The organism is Sulfitobacter sediminilitoris (genome assembly GCF_010667575.1).
GTDB classification, from domain to species: Bacteria; Pseudomonadota; Alphaproteobacteria; order Rhodobacterales; family Rhodobacteraceae; genus Sulfitobacter; species Sulfitobacter sediminilitoris.
The window spans coordinates 128,048-147,518 of the sequence record NZ_JAABNT010000007.1 but is presented as its reverse complement, the minus strand read 5'-3'; the positions used below and the strand labels follow the sequence as shown (position 1 = coordinate 147,518).

20 protein-coding genes are annotated in these 19,471 nt (G+C 59.6%); 9 read left to right on the top strand and 11 right to left on the bottom strand.

The genetic code is table 11. The features are described 5' to 3' along the window. The first annotated feature begins 44 nt into the window (after positions 1-44). Positions 45-749, top strand: a complete 705-nt coding sequence (locus tag GV827_RS13080; protein ID WP_164354250.1) for a L,D-transpeptidase family protein — start codon at positions 45-47, stop codon at positions 747-749. Between the two features lie 57 nt (positions 750-806). On the opposite strand, the gene GV827_RS13075 is transcribed toward GV827_RS13080, so the two are convergent. Further along, on the bottom strand, positions 807-1,313 hold the full coding sequence (locus tag GV827_RS13075; protein WP_164354249.1) for a hydrolase: 507 nt from the start codon (positions 1,311-1,313) through the stop codon (positions 807-809). A gap of 180 nt (positions 1,314-1,493) precedes the next feature. On the opposite strand from GV827_RS13075, the gene GV827_RS13070 reads away from it, so the two are divergent. The 3 genes from GV827_RS13070 to GV827_RS13060 are packed head-to-tail and all read left to right on the top strand — an operon-like array spanning position 1,494 to position 6,003. Next, positions 1,494-3,959, top strand: a complete 2,466-nt coding sequence (locus tag GV827_RS13070; protein ID WP_164354248.1) for a Lon protease family protein — start codon at positions 1,494-1,496, stop codon at positions 3,957-3,959. Then, a complete protein-coding gene (locus tag GV827_RS13065; protein ID WP_164354247.1) occupies positions 3,956-4,747 on the top strand; it encodes a hypothetical protein in 792 nt (263 codons plus the stop codon). Before GV827_RS13070 ends, GV827_RS13065 begins: the two co-directional genes overlap by 4 nt. Then, on the top strand, positions 4,744-6,003 hold the full coding sequence (locus GV827_RS13060; RefSeq protein ID WP_164354246.1) for an APC family permease: 1,260 nt from the start codon (positions 4,744-4,746) through the stop codon (positions 6,001-6,003). The genes GV827_RS13065 and GV827_RS13060 overlap by 4 nt, the downstream gene beginning before the upstream one ends. Before the next feature lie 92 nt (positions 6,004-6,095). Here GV827_RS13060 and GV827_RS13055 read toward each other — a convergent pair whose 3' ends face one another. The 3 genes from GV827_RS13055 to ptsP form a co-directional block, all read right to left on the bottom strand. Continuing rightward, on the bottom strand, positions 6,096-6,371 hold the full coding sequence (locus GV827_RS13055) for a 2TM domain-containing protein (protein WP_164354245.1): 276 nt from the start codon (positions 6,369-6,371) through the stop codon (positions 6,096-6,098). Between the two features lie 38 nt (positions 6,372-6,409). Further along, positions 6,410-7,252: a sulfurtransferase gene (locus GV827_RS13050; RefSeq protein ID WP_164354244.1), complete on the bottom strand. Its 843-nt coding sequence runs from the start codon at positions 7,250-7,252 to the stop codon at positions 6,410-6,412. 89 nt (positions 7,253-7,341) lie between these two features. Then, positions 7,342-9,588 (bottom strand): phosphoenolpyruvate--protein phosphotransferase, encoded by a 2,247-nt coding sequence (gene ptsP, locus GV827_RS13045; protein WP_164354243.1) that lies wholly within the window; start codon positions 9,586-9,588, stop codon positions 7,342-7,344. 232 nt (positions 9,589-9,820) lie between these two features. Here ptsP and GV827_RS13040 point away from each other — a divergent pair, with 232 nt between their 5' ends. Next, on the top strand, positions 9,821-9,994 hold the full coding sequence (locus tag GV827_RS13040; protein WP_164354242.1) for a PLDc N-terminal domain-containing protein: 174 nt from the start codon (positions 9,821-9,823) through the stop codon (positions 9,992-9,994). On the opposite strand, the gene GV827_RS13035 is transcribed toward GV827_RS13040, so the two are convergent. The 4 genes from GV827_RS13035 to GV827_RS13020 all read right to left on the bottom strand — a co-directional run bounded on the left by GV827_RS13035 (position 9,995) and on the right by GV827_RS13020 (position 13,009). Next, positions 9,995-11,233 (bottom strand): aspartate kinase, encoded by a 1,239-nt coding sequence (locus tag GV827_RS13035; RefSeq protein WP_164354241.1) that lies wholly within the window; start codon positions 11,231-11,233, stop codon positions 9,995-9,997. Between the two features lie 151 nt (positions 11,234-11,384). Beyond that, positions 11,385-12,029 (bottom strand): SDR family oxidoreductase, encoded by a 645-nt coding sequence (locus GV827_RS13030; RefSeq protein ID WP_164354240.1) that lies wholly within the window; start codon positions 12,027-12,029, stop codon positions 11,385-11,387. 17 nt (positions 12,030-12,046) lie between these two features. After that, complete coding sequence (locus GV827_RS13025; RefSeq protein ID WP_164354239.1) at positions 12,047-12,478, bottom strand: DUF1178 family protein; 432 nt, start codon at positions 12,476-12,478, stop codon at positions 12,047-12,049. A 60-nt stretch (positions 12,479-12,538) separates the two neighbouring features. Next, positions 12,539-13,009 (bottom strand): NUDIX hydrolase, encoded by a 471-nt coding sequence (locus GV827_RS13020; protein WP_164354238.1) that lies wholly within the window; start codon positions 13,007-13,009, stop codon positions 12,539-12,541. Between the two features lie 118 nt (positions 13,010-13,127). Here GV827_RS13020 and modA point away from each other — a divergent pair, with 118 nt between their 5' ends. The 3 genes from modA to modC are packed head-to-tail and all read left to right on the top strand — an operon-like array spanning position 13,128 to position 15,630. Beyond that, the gene (gene modA / locus GV827_RS13015; RefSeq protein ID WP_164354237.1) at positions 13,128-13,859 is read left to right on the top strand and encodes a molybdate ABC transporter substrate-binding protein; all 732 of its coding nucleotides are present in this window, start codon (positions 13,128-13,130) and stop codon (positions 13,857-13,859) included. Continuing rightward, the gene (gene modB, locus GV827_RS13010; protein ID WP_164354236.1) at positions 13,856-14,545 is read left to right on the top strand and encodes a molybdate ABC transporter permease subunit; all 690 of its coding nucleotides are present in this window, start codon (positions 13,856-13,858) and stop codon (positions 14,543-14,545) included. The genes modA and modB overlap by 4 nt, the downstream gene beginning before the upstream one ends. Beyond that, a complete protein-coding gene (gene modC, locus GV827_RS13005; RefSeq protein ID WP_164354235.1) occupies positions 14,542-15,630 on the top strand; it encodes a molybdenum ABC transporter ATP-binding protein in 1,089 nt (362 codons plus the stop codon). Before modB ends, modC begins: the two co-directional genes overlap by 4 nt. 3 nt (positions 15,631-15,633) lie before the next feature. Here modC and GV827_RS13000 read toward each other — a convergent pair whose 3' ends face one another. Both GV827_RS13000 and GV827_RS12995 read right to left on the bottom strand, forming a co-directional pair. Then, positions 15,634-16,401, bottom strand: a complete 768-nt coding sequence (locus GV827_RS13000; protein ID WP_164354234.1) for an EcsC family protein — start codon at positions 16,399-16,401, stop codon at positions 15,634-15,636. Between the two features lie 49 nt (positions 16,402-16,450). Next, positions 16,451-16,969, bottom strand: coding sequence for a GNAT family N-acetyltransferase (locus tag GV827_RS12995; RefSeq protein ID WP_204325871.1), 519 nt, complete (start codon positions 16,967-16,969; stop codon positions 16,451-16,453). A gap of 50 nt (positions 16,970-17,019) precedes the next feature. On the opposite strand from GV827_RS12995, the gene GV827_RS12990 reads away from it, so the two are divergent. After that, positions 17,020-17,625: a flavin reductase family protein gene (locus GV827_RS12990; protein WP_164354233.1), complete on the top strand. Its 606-nt coding sequence runs from the start codon at positions 17,020-17,022 to the stop codon at positions 17,623-17,625. A 121-nt stretch (positions 17,626-17,746) separates the two neighbouring features. Here GV827_RS12990 and GV827_RS12985 read toward each other — a convergent pair whose 3' ends face one another. Continuing rightward, positions 17,747-19,408: a SulP family inorganic anion transporter gene (locus GV827_RS12985; RefSeq protein WP_164354232.1), complete on the bottom strand. Its 1,662-nt coding sequence runs from the start codon at positions 19,406-19,408 to the stop codon at positions 17,747-17,749. Positions 19,409-19,471 lie beyond the last annotated feature (63 nt).

Sequence of the window (19,471 nt, the reverse complement as noted above, 5' to 3'; positions counted from 1 at the left end):
TGACAATTGCACGGCGATTGGCGCTTGCGTGGGCAGGAGCCCTGATGCTGCTGACGATCCTGGTCGCCCCCATCGGAGCGGCTGCGGCTGATTTCCAGACGCGGCTAGACCGGGCAGGCATCCCGTATCTTGTACCTCAGGACGGCAAGGCCATTCTGGTCAACATTCCCGCCTTTGAACTGATCGCCTTTGAGGACGGTCGCCCTGTGCTGCGCAGTCGCGTCATTGTTGGCACACCCTGGAACCGTACACCGCGACTTCAGACTTTCGTCTCAGCGGTACGGTTCAGACCAACCTGGCGCCCCACCCCGTCGATGATAGCCAGCGGGGAACACCGGGACCGCATCTGGCCACCCGGCGAAAGAAATCCGCTGGGTCTGGCTGCTGTTCGGCTGGCGCCCGGCCTGCTGGTCTATTTGCACGATACCAATCACCGAGAGCTTTTTGCCGAAGAAAACCGGGCTCTGTCGCACGGCTGTGTGCGGGTTGAGCAATGGCAGGCGCTAGTTTCATTCGTGCTCGACATGGATCTGGCCGATGTCAACAGGCTGGCCAACGGCAGACGCACCTTCGATTCCCCCGCGCCGCCAATCCCCGTCGAACTGGGTTATTACACGCGCTTTGTCGATGAACTTGGCCGGGTTGTTGCATACCCTGACATATACCGCCTTGGGGCGAGCTCTGACCTGCCGACAGGGCAGACCGTCGACGACACCGCAAGCTGCGAAGTTGCGTCAGCAGTAGATTGAAGCATCGCTGCCCTGTGACCTACCGTTCCGCGAAACCGGTTCCGCAATCGGAAACAGTCAAATCTCCGCAACGCCGACCATGTAGTTTTCGCCATAGGCTTTGGCGCATCTGGGACAGGTTGTATAGAAAAAGTAGACCCGCTTGGCCGTTTTGCCCATCGCAGTCGCTGCCACTCCCATATCGTGGGCAAGGTCTCTGACACGTCGGTACGGCCCCTCGAAAACCCGTGTGAAATAGTCTCCTGACAGCGTTGTCATCTCTTCTCCTTCAACCTCGTTTTCTACGGCAAAGAAGTGTTCGGCCTCCCACGGAGAAATATCTCTGCTGAGCACAATCTCGGTAGCCGGATCAGCTGCCCCCGCATCCTCGATATGCTCCTGTACCCGTGTAAAGACTTTACCCATATTCCACGGGACGTGCATTGCGCTGCGCGTCGTGGCGCGCACGAAAGGCTTGTTCTCAAAATGCAGATGCTGGTTGTCCCAGCCGTGCGGATTGAAGCGTGGGCAACAGCCTGTGGGATTTTCGCTTACATCGTAGTGCGGGAATGAATTGGTCTTCATGGTGCCGCCTCCTTTCCGGTGCAGTTGACGTGGGCATTCTACGCTGCCCGTTTGCACACCCGTTGACATCAATCAAACTGCACCTCGGAATTCCTGCGAGAATTGACTAACATCAATGCTAAACAAGCAGCTGCACGCCAGAGTGCGTCTGACCTCAGACCCAGATCGGAGCCTTCTGCCTTGGCGCATCAGTCCACCTCCAAACGTGCCCTCCCAACCGGCCTTGCCCCGGAAAAGCTTCGCCCTGAATGCGACCCCAAAGATCTCGGGTTCGAGACCACGGACGCGCTCTCTCACCGTCAGACCTTTGTCGGACAGGACCGGGCGGTCGATGCTATCAAGCTGTCGGCCACTATCGCGCAGAAAGACTTCAATCTTTATGTATTGGGGACTGTGGGTACCGGGCGTCATACGGCCGTCACCCGGCTTTTGTCCAAGACAGCGTCGGACCGCCCCACCCCTTGTGATTGGGTCTACGTCAATAATTTCGATGCCCCCCATAAACCCAATGCGATGAAACTGCCGTCCGGCATGGCCAGCGTACTGAGATCATCCATGCAGGGTCTGGTGGATGATCTGGCAAATGAAATCCCTGCCCTGTTCGAATCCGAGGAATACCAAACCCAAAGACGCGCCATCGAGGCCGAATTCGGACAGAAGCATGAAGAGCCCATCGCCGCTTTTGCGGAGCGGGTTCAGGATGAAAACGTCGCCCTCATGCGCACACCGATGGGTTTCATGCTGGCAGCTTTGGTGGACGGCAAACCGATTGATCCAAAGGCCTATGAGGCGCTGAGCCCTGAGCAGAAAGAGGAGATCGACAGCAAAATCTCACGGCTGCAAGAGGAACTGGCGTCAGTTCTCAAACTGGGTCCGCAACTGGAAAAGGACCACCGCAAGCAGATCGAAGAACTACACGCCGCCATGGCCGAACGGGTCGTGTCCCTGCGCGTGGGCGAAGTCGTCGCCAGATTTGCCGAGATCACCGACATAGCCGCTTACCTCGAAGAGGTTCGCAAGGACATGATCTCGAACGCGGAACTGTTTCTGATCTCACAGATGGAGACCAACAACGGCCCCTTCCCCGAAGCGATCCGCAAATATCACCGTGACCCCCATTTCGACCGCTATGCGGTCAACATCATGGTATCGCATGAAGACGTGAAAGAGGCCGCCGCGCCGGTGATCACCGAAGACCTGCCATCGCTCGCCCATCTGACAGGCCGGATCGAACACATCTCTGAGATGGGCACGCTTGCCACGAACTTCACCCTCATCAAGCCGGGGGCGCTGCACCGGGCAAATGGCGGGTATCTGGTCCTCGACGCCCACCGGGTGCTGACAGAGCCTTTTGCATGGGACGCGCTTAAACGTTGCCTGCAAAGCCAGTCTATCACCATCACCTCCTTGGCTGAGCGCCTCAGCCTTGCCTCGACCATCACGCTTGAGCCTGACCCGATCCCGCTCGATACGCGGGTTGTGCTGATCGGCGATCGGCGCCTGCACATGCTGCTGACCTTGCTTGACCCGGAATTTGGCGAATTGTTCAAGGTGCAGGCCGATTTTGAAGATGATCTGTCCCGTTCGGCCAAAAACACACGCGCGCTGGCACAGGTCATCGCCTCTTATGCCGCAAAGGAAGGTTTGTACCCCCTGACGGCCGCAGCGGTTGCAGGATTGCTCGATCACGCGGTGCGTCTGGCAAATGATGCCAAGAAGTATTCGCTGCAACTGGGGGCTCTGACGGATGTCATGCGCGAGGCACATCACTATGCCGGGCAAAAACACCGCGATCTGATTACCGTTCAGGACATCAAGAAAGCGGTCCAGCAAGCAGACCGGCGCGCGTCTCGTGTCAAGGACCGACTACAAGAAGCGACGACCCGCAACACTATCCTGATCGATACCGCAGGAGAGGCGGTTGGGCAGCTCAACGGACTGTCGGTCATCGGTATGGGCACATACTCTTTCGGCCGCCCGTCCCGGATTACGGCCACTGTGCGCATGGGATCCGGCAAGCTGGTGGATATCGAACGCGAGGTCGAGCTGGGCGGCCCCCTGCACTCCAAAGGTGTGCTGATCCTTGGGTCTTATCTGGCCTCTCATTACGCGCTGGATGTGCCGATGTCGCTGCATGCCAGCCTTGTGTTCGAACAAAGCTATGGTGGCGTTGACGGCGACAGCGCCTCCTCGACCGAACTTTACGCATTGCTTTCGGCGCTGTCAGGCGTACCGATCCGGCAAGGCATCGCCGTCACCGGCTCGGTCAATCAGAACGGTGAGGTTCAGGCCATCGGCGGGGTTAACGAAAAGATCGAGGGGTTCTTCGATCTTTGCAAGGCGCGGCGGCTGACCGGGGAACAGGGCGTGTTGATACCGGCATCAAACGTCGATCACCTGATGCTGCGTGAAGACGTCGTTGAAGCGGCGCGGCAGGGGAAATTCAGGATCATGCCCGTGAAAAGCATTGATGAAGGCATAGAGATTCTGACCGGTCACCCAGTCGGCAAACGCAGCCGCAGCGGCACTTTTCCAGCGGGCAGCATCAACGCGTTGGTGGAAAATCGCCTGCGCGACTTTGCCGAAGCACGCCGCCGCTTTGGCGCAGACTCCGAGAATGGTGGACAAAAGGAAGAGCGCCCATGACCGCGCCGGAGGATCAGGGCACCGGTATCCTTATTGGGGCAAGTTCCTTTGTCGATGCGTCAGAGGCGCTGCGCCTGATCGGTCGGTTGATGACGGATCTGCGGCCCCGCCTTGGCGGAATACTGGTGGAGGACGCCGAAACGACCGCAGTCTGCGCTCTGCCGAACCAGCGTGTCGTGACCGCCAGCGGCACCTTGGCGCTGGCCCCCACATTGTCGCAAATGCGCACACTTATGGAGGCAGACGCACGCGCGTTCCGTCAGTCTCTGGCGCGAATTGCCGAGGGTGTCGGCGCCCCCTGGACATTTGAGCGCGAGATGGGCGACCTGATCCAGCAAGGTCTGCGCACCGCCTTATCCTGGGATATCTTGGTACTGGCGCACCGCAGCATCAACGCTGTCTCTGGGAAAGTCGTCTTCTTCACCGCACCATCCTCCCCCCCCTCTCGCTCTGATGACCTATCCCAGGCACTGGCAGGAACGCTCTCGGCGGAACGGATGGTTTTTACCATTGATCCGTCCCTTGATGATGAGCCGGATCGGGAGACGGGCAACACAAGACGTTTCCAGAATCTTGGGCAGGCCCTGAAGGGCCTTGGCCGGGTCAACGCGCAGGCAGTGGTCATAGATTTGTCCAGCGGCCCGATCGAGCACGCCCAGGACTTGCGACGCCTTATCGACGCGGCGCGCTGTCCTGTATTTGTCTTGGGCATGTCCGGCGCGAACCGTGTCCTTGCCCACAGCACCCAGATCCCGCCCTCGCCCCAAAGCGAGCCGGGCCAGCAATGACCGTCGAAGCAAACGCAGATCAGCAACCAGGCGGTGCCGCACCGACCCTGCGGCGCGCAATTTCGCTGCCGCTTTTGGTATTGTACGGCTTAGGCGTCACCATCGGGGCCGGCATCTATGTTCTGGTCGGCGCCACGGCGGCGAGTGCCGGGATTTATGCCCCCTCTGCCTTCCTGCTTGCTGCCTTTGTCATGCTGTTCAGTGCATGCAGCTTTGCCGAACTGTCCGGGAGATTTCCCAAAAGCGCAGGCGAAGCTGTCTATGTAGAGGCAGGATTTCACTGGCCTATCCTGACGGTGATCACCGGTAGCCTGCTGCTTCTTGCCACGATCATCTCTTCATCTGCCATCGCTTTGGGCAGTGCGGGCTACATTGCCTTTCTCGTACCGCTACCACTTTGGACCATCATCCTGTTTGTTGTCCTGCTGACCTTTACCCTGGCGGCATGGGGCATTGTCGAATCCGTTGCATTTGCCGCCGTACTGACGCTGATGGAAATCCTCGGCCTTGTGGTTGTCGTCATCGCCGGCGTTTGGCTCCGTCCCGATATCATTTTCAATCTGTCTGACGTGCTTCCCCCGCCGACTGACGGCATGGCATTGACCGGTGTCTTTTTGGCAAGCCTGACGGCCTTTTTCGCCTTTATCGGTTTCGATGGCATGGTCAATATCGTCGAAGAAACTGAGAACCCAAGCCGCAACATGCCGTTGGGGATTTTTTTGACGCTGCTGATTGCAGCGCTGCTCTATTTCGGCGTGGCAGCTGTCGCCGTTCAGATCTTGCCGCTGGACGAGCTTGCCAAATCAGCCGCCCCCATCAGCCTGCTGTTTGAGCGTCTCACGGGGTTTTCGCCACTGACAATCACTCTTGTCGCGATTGGTGCCACGCTGAACGGTGTTGTCATCCAGACGATTCTGGCGTCTCGGGTGCTTTACGGGATGGCCGATGTGGGGCGTCTGCCCAAGGGGCTGGCAAAGCTGAACGCACGCACGCGGACACCTGTGCTGGCAACAGCTCTGGTTTCTGCCATAACGCTGGTATTCGCCCTGTTCTTTCCCATCGGCATTCTGGCCGAGCGCACGACACAGGTCGTCCTTGTCGTCTTTGTCCTGATAAACCTTGCGTTGATCCGTATCAAATGGCGCAGCGATCCGGCCCCCGACGGTATTTTTACAGTACCCTTGGTCGTGCCATTGATCGGTTTTCTCACCTGTCTGGGCATGCTGATCGGCCCACTGTTGCTGGGACTGTTGTAATAAGAGGCTGCAAACCAACCCACCCCCGGATGTGACCCCAGCTACCATCAATACCTAGAATCCGCTGACAGACCTACGACACGCGGCCTTGGTCAGCCGTTCTTACGGCTGCGCAGATACTGCCGGGTTTTTCGCTCTTCCAGATTGCTGCCGTCAATCAGGTAGGCCAAAGCGTGAAAAGCCAGCGCAAAGGCCCAAGCCGCCACAGTCCAGAATGACCAGTTCAGGCTTCGATTCCCGATCAGGTCAATCGCGACAAAGAACACGCTGATGATCACGAAAGCACCTGTGTGCCAAAGCAATCCGGCAAGGTACTGAGCCCGCCTGCGTGCCAGTGCCTGATCTGGGTCGTCCATGTTTTCGGACATGTGTCGCTTCCTTCGGTAGTCCGGCTAGAACGTCTTTCTCACTTCGGGCCGGTGACCATCGGACAGGACGGGTCCGCCGCCCATTCCTGAAGCGACGCGGTGTAGACGGCGATATCGCCGTAGCCAAGCCGCGCCATGACAAAGGCGTTGAGCGATGCCAGAATGCCGCCGCCGCAATAGGTGATGGCGCGCTGATCAGGGATGCCTTGAAACATCTCGCGCAGTTCAGCTTCCGGGCGAAACCTGCCATCAGCATCCAGCAAATCGGGCCCCGGTAGATTAATAGCCCCCGGAATATGTCCCGGCCGCGCATAGATCGTGGTCTCACCCGCGAAAAACGGTTGCGGCAAGGTATCAATCAACGTGACATCAGGCGTCTCAAGTGCCGCCTTGACCTCGGCCTTTTCAGCAATCAGTCGCGACTGGAGCTTTGGCGTAAGGTTGCGCAGCGGATGGACGGGCGCATCGGTTGAGACCGCCCTGCCTTCCGCCTTCCAGAGTGACAGCCCGCCATCCAGCAAAGCTGCCTGATTGAACCCAACCCACCTTAGCATCCACCACACGCGCGCGGCCCATGCGCCATAGGAATTGTCGTAAAGTACGACGCGTGTATCATCTCCGACGCCAAGCCTTCCCATCGCATCACAGAACGCGGTCGGGCTGGGCGGCGCAAATTCAACGGCACTTGCCGTGTCCGACAAGTCTGCTTTGAGGTCCGCGAAACCTGCCGTTGGGATGTGACCCTTCAGGTAGTCTGCGCGCCCGCTGATATTACGCATCGAAGTGTCATCCGCCTCTGTCCGGACAGAGCAGTCAAGCACTACCAGATCAGGCTCAGACAGGTGGCGCGCAAGCCAGTCAGTTGAAACAAGAGTATCCATAGCCACATAACCTTACGACATCCGAGGTCGCGGATATTGAGAGAGATCAACCGCGACGGGCAGAACCGCCCAGGCTAAAAAGCCTTGCCTCAACTCTGGTGCTGCGCCTTTACGTAGGCCATCACGTCCGCGCGTACCGACATTTCTCCACGGTCGCGGGCTGCGTTGATGATCTCTCGCACCTCTTCCAGATTGCATCGCCGCAGCAGGCTTTTCACCGGTCCGATAGAGGCCGGGCGCATGGAAAGGTTGCGAAAACCGATGGCTGCAAAACACAGCGCTTCAACCGGGCGACCCGCATCCTCACCACAGAACGACAGATGTGTGGTGGTGTCTTCGCATCGCTGAACAATCCCTTGCAGAAAAGTCAGGAAGCTCACATTCAGAGTGTCATAGCGCCGCCGCACCCGCTCGTTCTCGCGGTCTGCTGCAAAGAAGAACTGCTTGAGGTCATTGCCGCCAATCGACAGAAATTCGACCTCTTCAAAGAATTTTTTCGGTGCAAAAGCAAGGCTTGGTGTTTCAAGCATCGCACCCACCTCAACCTTTTCGGGCAACACATGACCCAGTTTTTGCTCACGGGCGAGCGTCTTGTCCACCTCAAGACGTGCTGCGCGGAATTCCTCGAACTGAGCCACGAAGGGGAACATCACCGTCAGCGGCCGACCATTGGCCGCCCGGATCAGCGCCTGTAACTGCATCCGCATGATGCCGGGCTTGTCCAATCCCACCCGGATCGCACGCCAGCCCAGCGCCGGGTTCGGCTCATCATTGGGCTTCATGTAGGGCAGCACTTTGTCGGATCCGATATCAAGCGTGCGGAACACCACCCGCTTGCCCCCCGCCGCGTCTAACACGCGCGCGTAAAGCGCCGACAACTCAGACCGTTTTGGCATCTGGTTGCGTACGAGGAATTGCAGCTCGGTGCGGAACAGCCCCACGCCTTCGGCACCCGAACTGCCAAGCGAAGGCAGATCGGCCATCAGTCCCGCGTTCATGTTCAGCGAAATCAAGGTGCCGCATTTCGCCTGCGCTGGCAAATCAAGGATCGAGGCATAACGCACTTGCGCGGCGGCATGCATCGCGATCTTTTCGCGGAAGGCCGAGGCCACCATGTCATCCGGCCGCAAATGCACGATGCCCTGTTCACCGTCGACCATGATGTGATCACCGTTCAACGCTTCATTGGTGATGCGGTTTGAATGGACCACCAGCGGGATCGCCAGTGCGCGTGCCACGATCGCCGCATGTGACCCGACCGAACCACCTTCCAATACGATCCCCTTAAGGCTGCGGCCATATTCCAACAGCTCTGCAGGGCCGATGTTCTTGGCCACCAGAATGGGATCAGCAGGCATCTCAGCGCCCGTGTCGTTCCCTTGGCCGGTCAGGATGCGCAGCAGACGGTTGGACAGGTCGTCAAGATCGCTCAGTCGGTCCCGAAGATAGGCATCAGTCGACTGGCTCATCCGGGCACGGGCCAGCGACTGCTCTTTCTCCACAGCAGCCTCGGCGGACAGGCCACTCTTGATGTCCTCGCACATGCGCCGCATCCAGCCCTTGGAATTGGCGAACATACGGTAGGTCTCGATCACCTGCTGCTGGTCCTTGTCGCCTTGCGCCATGTTCAGCATCTGATCGACACTTACGCGCAATTGCTCAACCGCCTCGGTCAGCCTCTCTTCCTCGCGAACGGGGTCATCGGCAATGGGGTTTGAAACCACAACGCGCGGCTCATGCAGCCACACATGTCCTTCGGCAACACCCTCCTGCCCTACGGTGCCGCGCATCAGCACAGGTTGTGAATGACGCGCCGACATGGCTGCGCCTTCACCGACAAAGGCCCCCAATTCTGCCATCTCTGCCAGCACCATCGCCACCACTTCCAGCGCATAGATTTCATCGGCGGAAAATTCGCGGGCACTTTTCGACTGCACGACAAGTACGCCCAGCGTTTCTCCCAGCCGCTGGATGGGCACACCCAGAAAGCTGGAGTAAATCTCTTCACCCGTTTCCGGCATATAACGGAAACCGGGTGCCTGTGGCGCGTCTGGTGTGTTGACGACACTGCGCCGTTTGGCGACGCGACCAACAAGGCCCTCGCCCATTTTCATCCGTGTCTGGTGTACCGCTTCGGGGTTCAGACCCTCTGTCGCACAAAGCTCAAGCGTGTCCTCATCGCGAAACAGATAAATGGAGCACACTTCGCAGCCCATGGAGGACGCGATCAGGTGCGTGATCTCGTTCAGCCGTTCCTGCCCCGGATCATCCCCGGCCATCGCATCGCGGAGCCTGCCCAACAGCTTGCGGCTCTCTGTTTCTGTCCGTTCAGCCATTCTGGCCTGTCCCCTTGTGAACCGCTTTCAGCTTAGACCACACAGAGTGTAAAAGCGAAACGACAGATTGGCGTCTGGCAACAACAATTACAGGTTGAAAGTCATTCGCTCAAAATCAGGGCATACCACCTTGGCTTGCAGCTTTTTCACAGGACGTCTTTGCGACTGACCAACCAATGACCATATCCAACTAAACGGATGTCACCCCGACCCTATTCAAGGAGCGCTCCTAATGCCCTTCGTGTTCATCTTCGTGGTCTCTATCGTCGCCACTTACTGGACGTTCAAAGATGCAAAATCACGCGGCATGAACGCGCAGGGATGGGCATTGGTTATCCTGCTCACATCCATGCTGGGCTTGCCAATCTACCTCGTGGTCCGAAGACCAAAGACGACCTCAGCCTAACTAAGCTGCCTTGTCCAACTCGAACGCGTCATGCAGAGCCTGCACGGCCAGTTCCATGTATTTGCGGTCGATCAGGACCGAGATCTTGATCTCGGATGTGGTGATGACCTGAATGTTGATGCCCTCGTCCGACAGAACCTTGAACATCTTTGCCGCCACGCCCGTGTGGCTGCGCATCCCGATGCCAACGACGGACACCTTCGCCACATCTGTATCCGCCAGCATTTCGGTAAAGTTGATCACGCCACCATCTTTGGCCTCAGCCATCGCCTTTTCCGCACGCTTGACCTGATCGACAGGGCAGGACCACGTCATATCGGTGCGCCCTTCTTCCGAGATGTTCTGAACGATCATGTCCACGTTCACGCCCGCATCTGACAACGCGGTGAAAATCGTCGCCGCGATGCCCGGACGGTCCGCGACCGACACCAGCGTCATCTTGGCTTCTTCGCGGCTGAACGCCACGCCTGCAACCACATTGCTTTCCATGATTTCCTCCTCATCGCACACGAGCGTTCCGGCATCGTCCGATTGTTCTTCAAAACTCGACAGCACGCGCAGCTTGACCTTGTAGCGCATGGCCAACTCAACGGAACGTGTCTGCAAGACCTTCGCACCAAGCGAGGCCAGCTCCAGCATCTCTTCAAAGGCGATCTTGTCGAGCTTGCGTGCTTTCGCCTCTACCCGTGGATCAGTGGTATAGACCCCGTCAACATCCGTATAGATATCACAACGCTCCGCGTCGAAAGCGGCGGCAAAGGCCACGGCGGTCGTATCCGACCCGCCCCGTCCCAATGTCGTGATCCGGCCCTCAGGGCTGACGCCCTGAAAACCAGCCACCACGGCAACCTTCATGCCCTCGGCAAACTTGGCCGTGATGTTTTCGGACGGAATTTCCTCGATCCGGGCTGCCGAATGCGCACTGGTGGTTTTGACCGGCACCTGCCAGCCCTGCCAGGACCGCGCCGGCACGTCCATTTCCTGCAGGGTCAACGCCATCAGACCTGCGGTGACATTCTCACCCGATGACACGACCGCATCATATTCGCGCGCGTCATACATGGGAGAGGTCTCATTGACCCAGCCCACCAATTCGTTCGTCTTGCCCGACATGGCCGACACGATGACGATCACGTCATAGCCTTTGGCCACCTCAACACCCACGCGCTTGGCTGCACGGCGGATCCGGTCAAGCGTGGCCACCGAAGTGCCACCGAATTTCATCACAAGAACTGGCATATTCACGCGCCCTCTTTTGTCACGCGCCCTTTACGCGCAACCCGTGCCAAGGGCAAGCATGCACCTCTTTTTGGCCGTGAATCCTTTGACGTGTGAGACGGAAGCTCACCAGAATAAGGCGTCCGATCTAATAGATGGCCCTAAAGTGCCCTTAGAACGGATGCGCGCGCCCATCCCAGGTCTCGAAACAGCCCGTCGTCTCAAGGCTCAGCGCATCAAACCGCGCGACAAGCCCCGCAACCGCTTCATCGGTGGTGATATCCGCGGCCCCGCCGCCCATGTCGGTCTGCACCCAGCCGGGATGATAGATCCCAACGGCAATGCCTTCGGATTTCAGATCGGTGGCTAGATTGCGCCCCAGATTGAGCGCCGCCGCCTTGGACGCGCGGTAAATATAGCTGCCGCCGGGCGCCGTCGTGTCCGACCCCATCTGCGATGAGATGATGGCAATCTTCGAAGAGCCCGCCCGGCGCAAATGCGGCAGCAGGGCCTGAATACTCAGGAAGACGCCAGTCACATTCGTCGCAAAGGTCTGCGCCCAAAGATCGGCACCATAGCCAGTAGCCAGATCATTGCCCTTATCCAGATAGACGCCAGCATTGCACACCAGCAGATCAATCGCCGTCTCGCCCAACGCCTCCGCCATCTCGCGATGGCTCGCCGGGTGGGTCACATCAAGCTGGATTTGCGCCGCAACGGATCGTCCCGTGCCGATCACCTCCTGCCCCATCTCGCGGTATTTCTCGGCAAGGCCCGCGCCAATGCCACGGGTGGCCCCGGTGATCAAAACAGTCATATCGACACTTTCTTTGGTCAGGTCAGCTTCTGTTTGGGCCGAAACGGCAACGGCATCAAGGGCACACCGTCTTCAATCAGTTCCTTGGCCTGATCCAGCCGCGCTTCACCGTATATCGAACGTTCTGGCTTTTCGCCCAGATGCATCGCGCGGGCTTCCGAGGCGAACTTGTCGCCGACGTAGTCAGAGTTGCTCTCAACTTGCTCCCGTAGGGCGCTCAGTGCTTTTTGAATATCGTCCGTCGGGTTCTGCAGCATGGGGGTGGTCGGCGCCACATCATCTGTTGCTGTCTTGACGCGCGGCGCCATCAGCGCCTTGGACACGTCCGCGCTGCCGCAAATTCCACAGGACAAATGACCCGCCCGTTCCAACGCATCATAGGCAGCGGCGGACTGGAACCAGCTTTCGGTGTGGTGCCCTTGATCACATTTCAGCGTGTACTGGATCATCTATGCAAGTTCTGGTGATTGACATGACTGTATCACAGATGGGCTTCAAACTGTCCAAGGTCAAGAACGCAGCCGTTTGCCCCGAGGCTCGAAGTTCAGGATCAGGCGCGCCAAATCGGGTTGCTCAACCAGCCGTGCGGCCTTTTTGCGCGACACCCAGCGCCTGCGCCTTTGCCCGCTTTCGGGAAACTTCTTGGCCAATGATTTCACCAGCACGGGATACAGCATGGCAACACACGGCAAGTCATCCATGGCCCCGACGCTCTTGGCGTAGGAATAGACGCCAAGGCAGTTTTCATCGGCTTTCCCGGTGACCCCCGCCTCTTCCCATGCCTCCCGCGCGGCAGAGGCGGCAGGGGTCTTGCCTTCCATCGGCCACCCCTTGGGAACGATCCAACGCTTCGCCCCGCGCGAGGTAATCAACAGCACTTGCACCTTGCCCCGCCGCACGCGGTAGCACAGGGCAGCAAACTGTGTGCGCACATCGCCTTTTCGGGCACCGTTCAGGGAAAGGGGAGGCTGCTTGACCATGGACCGCTTGTAAACAGGGCTTTTGGCGGCACCATGGCCCGCAGTCCTGCCAAGCGCAAGCATATGAGCCACACCATTGCGCTTGTGCGGCTCAGGTGCATCGCTAATAGTGCCGCCAATGACACGGATTGCCGCATTTTTGATCTGGTTTCTGAGCTGCCTGCCCTTGGCCGCGACGGCCAAGGAGCGCGTGACGGTCTTTGCCGCAGCCAGCCTGCGCGGCGCTCTGGAAGAGATCGCCCAAGCCTATCCCGGCGACGTGAGCCTGTCCTTCGGAGGTTCTGGCACCATCGCGCGCCAGATTGCGGCGGGGGCACCTGCGGATGTGGTGGTCCTGGCCAACACGCTCTGGATGGACTGGCTTGTCGAACAGGGCACGCACATCATCGGAGCGCCGCAGCCGGTTGCCGCAAACACGCTCGTCCTCATCGGCCCAAAGGACGCAGAACCGCTGGCCGAATTGAATGACCTACCCGCCCGGCTTGCAACGGGCCGCCTTGCCATCGGTCACCGCGACGCGGTGCCTGCAGGTACCTATGCGCGCCAGTGGCTTGAGGCCTCCGGGCTGTGGAATGAGGTCAAAGACCGCCTTGCCGAGACGGACAACGTCCGCGCCGCACTGGCCTTTGTTGCACGGGGCGCGGTCCCCCTTGGGATCGTCTATGCCTCCGACGCGGTTGCTGAACCTGCCGTGAAAGTGCTTTGGCACGCCCCTGCATCGGATCACGACACCATCGCATACCCGGCGGCTGCCCTCACACCTTTGGGCAAGACATTCCTGCACGCGCTCACAAGCCCGCAAGCAGGTCTCATCTTTGCCGCACACGGCTTTCAAGCGGTGATCCAATGACGTCGGACGCCGCAGCATGGGAGGCCCTGCGCCTGTCGCTTTGGGTCGCGTGCTGGGCGACGGTCCTTGCCGTGCCACTGGCGCTCTGGATCGCATGGATTCTGGCGCGGCGTGACTTCTGGGGCAAAAGCCTGCTCAGCGCGCTGGTCCATTTGCCGCTGGTCCTGCCTCCGGTGGTCACCGGGTACCTGCTGTTGATGGGATTTGGCCGCAACGCACCGTTGGGCCGGGCGTTGGACAGCATCGGGATCACGCTCGCCTTTCACTGGAGCGGGGCGGTGTTGGCCGCAATCATCATGGGGTTCCCCCTTATGGTGCGCGCCATGCGCCTTGCCATCGAAGCCGTAGACCCAAAGCTGGAGGAAGCCGCCGCCACCCTTGGTGCGCCACGCATTGCTATTTTCGGACGGGTCACCCTGCCCCTCATTGCTCCCGGTATCCTTGCCGGGGCGGTGATGGGCTTTGCCAAGGCGATGGGCGAATTCGGGGCCACTATTACCTTTGTCGCCAACATCCCCGGCCAGACGCAAACCCTGCCCAGCGCGATCTGGGCGGCATTGCAGATACCGGGCGGAGAGAATCAGGCCATCGCGATGGTGATGATGGCCAGCGTCGTCGCCATAGGCGCAGTGCTGATTTCAGAGGCACTGGCCCGCCGCGTGGCCGCGAGGATTGCGGGCGCATGACGCTGTCGGCGCATATTCGCCACCGGTTTGGCGCTTTCGATCTTGATGTAGCCTTTGACGCGGGGCCAGGCATCACAGCCCTGTTTGGCCAGTCCGGGGCGGGCAAAACGACCATTATCAATGCGGTCGCGGGCCTTTTTGCGCCCGACGCAGGCCATGTCACCCTGAATGGTGATCCCCTTTTTGACAGCACGGCCAAAGCCTTCGTTGTGCCTGCTGCACGGCGCTTTGGCTATGTGTTTCAGGATGCCCGGCTGTTTCCGCACCTCAATGTACGCGAGAACCTGACATTCGGCACGCGCTATGCCCCTGCCTCGGCAAAAGGCGCCAGCCTTGACGATGTGACCGATCTTCTGGGCCTATCTGCGCTGCTCAACCGCATGCCCGCCACCCTGTCGGGCGGTGAAAAGCAACGTGCCGCAATTGGCCGCGCCTTGCTTGCCAAGCCGCAAATGCTGTTGATGGATGAGCCCCTTGCCAGCCTTGATGGCCCGCGCAAACAGGAAATACTTCCCTACCTCGAACGCCTGCGCGACGGACCTCTGGGCCTGCCGATCCTTTATGTCAGCCACGCCGTCGACGAAATCGCCCGACTGGCCGATACGCTTGTGCTACTCAAGGACGGCAGGGTGCAGGCCCATGGCCCCCTGTATGACGTGATGGCAGACCCGGGAGCGGTTCCCCTTTTGGGAGTGCGCGAGGCGGGAGCCGTTATCGAGGCCGAAGTGTTGTCCCATGCCACGGATGGGCTGACACATCTGCGCAGCAGTGGCGGCGATCTGCACCTGCCGGGTGTTCAGGCCCAACCCGGTACAAAGGTACGCCTGCGGGTGCTGGCGCAGGATGTGATGCTTTCGGTGAACAAGCCCGAAGGGCTGTCGGCATTAAATGTGATGCCTGTTACTATTCAGGATGTGCATCAGGGCGACGGACCGGGTGCCGCCATCGCGCTGCGCGCAGGCGACGACCGCCTGTTGGCACGTATCACGCGACGGGCGGTGGCGGAGCTTGGCTTGACCACCGATATGCGCTGCTATGCGATCCTAAAAGCTACCAGCGTGGCACCGGGCAGCATTGGGCGCTAGGCGTCAGCCCTTGAGGATGGGCCGCCCCATCTTCTCGCCCAATTGCACCAGCAACTCGCGATGCGAGACATCGGCGTCAATCGCCAGCTTGCGCAGACCAAAGTGCACATGCGCCATGTCCTGATAATAGCTGGTGTAGGCGTAATTCGTCGCCGCCCCTGCAACAGCCCCCAAAACCGGCACCGCTTGTGCGGCAAGCTTCTGACCCAGCACCACAGCCAATCTGGGCGCAATCTTGTGAATTACCGCCTGCATGGCCTTGCCTGATAACGCCACGCGGGCAGACAGAAATCCAAGGTCTGTACCATCATCACCCGACAAAGGCCCCGCAGCAGAAAAAACCTGCACACAGTCGAACTGAACATTTTCCGCATCCGGATCAAACCCATGCTCAACCGCGACACCCTGAATGACCCGCAACAGCAACGTCGTCGTCACGGGCAATTCCGCCAGCGCCGTGGGCAGACCGCCTGCGCCGCCTGCCGCGCCCATCGCCGTTGTCACCGCCTGATTGAGCCAGCTTTTCTGGTCCGGCACGACGGCGCGGCTTGAGTGCGCCGCCCGCATCGCCTGGTTAAGGGCGGCAACAGTCGCCTTCTCAAGATTGCCGCGCACCCCTTGGGGCAGCTGGTCGATGAGATTCTCTGCAGACCCGCCGATCACGTTGAGAACGGAAATACCGATACCGCCTGCCCCTTTGTAGCGCCGTGCCAGCGCGTCCAACTGCGCATCGACGTCGATCTTGGCGGGCAATGTGGTCTCAATATCCATCAGGCGCGTCCTTTCGTTGCCCCCAATGTGGGGGGATGCGGAACCAAGTTCAATCCACCCAGCGCCGAACCTCGCCTTTGACCCCATCCCACGCACCGGGTCTCAGGGCCCGCCCCAGCACCCGCTCAGGGTTGGTCGGTGGTGGCATGATGACGCCCTCCAGACGCTCAAAACCAAAACGATTGTAATAGGGCGCGTCACCCACCAGCATCACCCGGTCCCATCCCAATGGCCCCGCATGGCGCAGGCTTTCCTCGATCAACGCGCGTCCCAGCCCTTCGCCCTGCCGTGTCGGGTGAACCGCCACCGGCCCCAGCAGCAATGCATCGAACGCACCGATCCGTACCGGCCAATACCGAATAGCCCCGGCAAGGATCCCGTCGGAATCCCGTGCGACATGGCTCAGCCCTTCAACCGGGGGGATGCCATCGCGCAGACGATAGGACGACAACGCCTCGCGTCCGGGCGCAAAACAGGTGTCATAAAGCGCCTCGACCTCCCAGTAGTCTGCGGGTTCTTCGGGGGTCAGATGGTACAAAGGCCGTTGCTTTCTGGTTTGCGGTGGCATCCGCCCTATCATGGGGGTAGCCATGGGTGCAAATTAACAAAGGACCTCAGATGTTTTATCGTCCCTCCGAAGGCCACGGCCTGCCACATAACCCCTTCAACGCCATCGTGACACCCCGGCCCATCGGCTGGATCTCGACCCGCGATGTGGCAGGTCATGACAATCTGGCACCTTATTCCTTCTTCAACGGGGTGGCCTATGTGCCGCCACAGGTCATGTTTTCCTCAACCGGTATCAAAGAAGACGTGGATGGCACCAAGGACAGCGTGGCCAATATCCGCGAGACGGGCGTGTTCTGCGCCAACATCGTAGAGTACGCCGCGCGTGACGCGATGAATGCCTCCTCGGCCACCCTGCCCCATGATGCGGACGAATTTGCACACGCCGGTGTCGAGAAAGCCGAATGCGATACGATCAACTGCGCCCGCGTGGCAAATGCGCCCGCCAGCCTTGAATGCCGCATGACACAGATCGTCAAGATCGAGGGAGAGGCAAACTATGTCGTCTTTGGCGAGGTGATCGGCGTGCACCTGCGCGATGACTGCATGGTGGACGGACGGTTTGACGTCACACGCTACGAACCGCTGTCACGGCTGGGCTATCGCGATTACACGCGGGTGCGTGAAGTGTTCGAGATGACGCGTCCGGATGATTGATCGCGACGTAAAAAGGTGAACGGAATCATCGCTCAAAGCGCGCCGGATTAATCAGATCAGAAGTGCTTGAAATCGTGCGGACACTGGAATTGCCAGCAGACAATTCCAGTGTCCGGCGTGTTTAGTGCCCGCCCAGCACTCCGGTACGGACCTGGTAATTGACCGCCAGCTCGTAGTCGGGATCATCGTCACTATCCACCATCAGATGGCCTGCCTTTTGCAGCAACCGGTGGCAATCGCGGCTCAGATGGCGCAGCTCAAGCCGCTTGCCTGCAGCCTCGTATTTGCCCGCTATTGCCTCAATCGCCTGCAGGGCCGACTGATCCACCACCCGGCTGTCAGCGAAATCCACGACCACGCGGGACGGATCGTTGGCCACGTCGAAAAGCTCTGTAAAACCATCTGACGACCCAAAGAACAACGGGCCTTGTACCTGATAGACCTTGGCCCCTTCCGGCGTCTCATAGGTCTTGGCGTGGATGCGGCGCGCGTTGTTCCACGCATAGGCCAGCGCCGACACAATCACCCCAACCACCACCGCCACGGCAAGGTCTTCGTAGACCGTGACCACGGTCACCAGCAGGATCACGAAGGCGTCCGTCAGCGGCACCTTGCGCAGGATGGTCAGCGAATTCCACGCGAAGGTGCCGATCACGACCATGAACATCACGCCCACAAGTGCTGCCAGCGGGATCTGTTCAATCACCGGCGCACCGACAAGGATGAACAGCAGCAGGAACACCGCCGCTGCAATGCCCGCAACCCGCGTGCGCCCGCCAGATTTGACGTTGATCATCGACTGGCCGATCATCGCACAGCCGCCCATGCCGCCAAAGAACCCCGTCACGGTGTTGGCGACACCCTGCGCCACGCATTCCTGGCTTGCCCCGCCACGGGTGTTGGTCATGTCGCCCACAAGGTTCAACGTCAGCAACGATTCAATCAGGCCAATGGCGGCAAGGATCACGGCGTAGGGCAGGATAATCCAAAGGGTTTCCAGCGTTAAAGGTGCCAGCGCCGTCCCATAGAGGCCAAGTCCCTCGCCAAAGGGGATATGCGGCATCGGCAGCCCACCCTCGATCGAGGCCAGATCACCGACCCGAGGAACGTCCATCCCGGTAAAAATAACAAGCGCAGCGACGATCCCGATGCCCGCAAGCGGGGCGGGAATAAACTTGGTGATGCGCGGCATCACCCAGATGATCGCCATCGTCGCACCGACCAGCGCCAGCATCAGGTACAGAGGCGTGCCGGACAGCCATTCGCCGCCGCCCATGCCATGCCCCGTGTCGACCATCGTGCCGGGCACTTTGAATTGGCTCAACTGCGCCAGGAAAATCACGATTGCCAAGCCGTTCACAAAGCCCAGCATCACCGGATGCGGCACCAGTCGGATGAACTTGCCCCATTGCATGACGCCTGCGAAGACTTGCAACAAACCCATCAGAATGACGGTTGCAAAGAGGTATTCAACGCCGTGCTGTGATACCAGTGCCACCATGACCACTGCCAATGCCCCGGTTGCGCCAGAGATCATACCCGGACGCCCGCCAATCAGCGCAGTGATCAGACCGACCAGAAACGCCGCATAAAGGCCCACCAGCGGATGCACACCCGCAACAAAGGCAAAAGCCACCGCCTCGGGCACAAGCGCCAAAGCGACGGTCAGGCCCGAAAGAAGCTCGATCCGCAAACGGCCAATCGAAAACCCATCCTCCGGCATCCAGCGCAGGTCCGTGACCTCAAGGTTCTTTGCAAAGCTGTGGAATGGGGAACGTGCCATCGTAAGTCCGGTCCTTTCTCGGGAGGCGGCAGCGGGGGGGCCCCTTGCCTGCGCGTCCCCTAC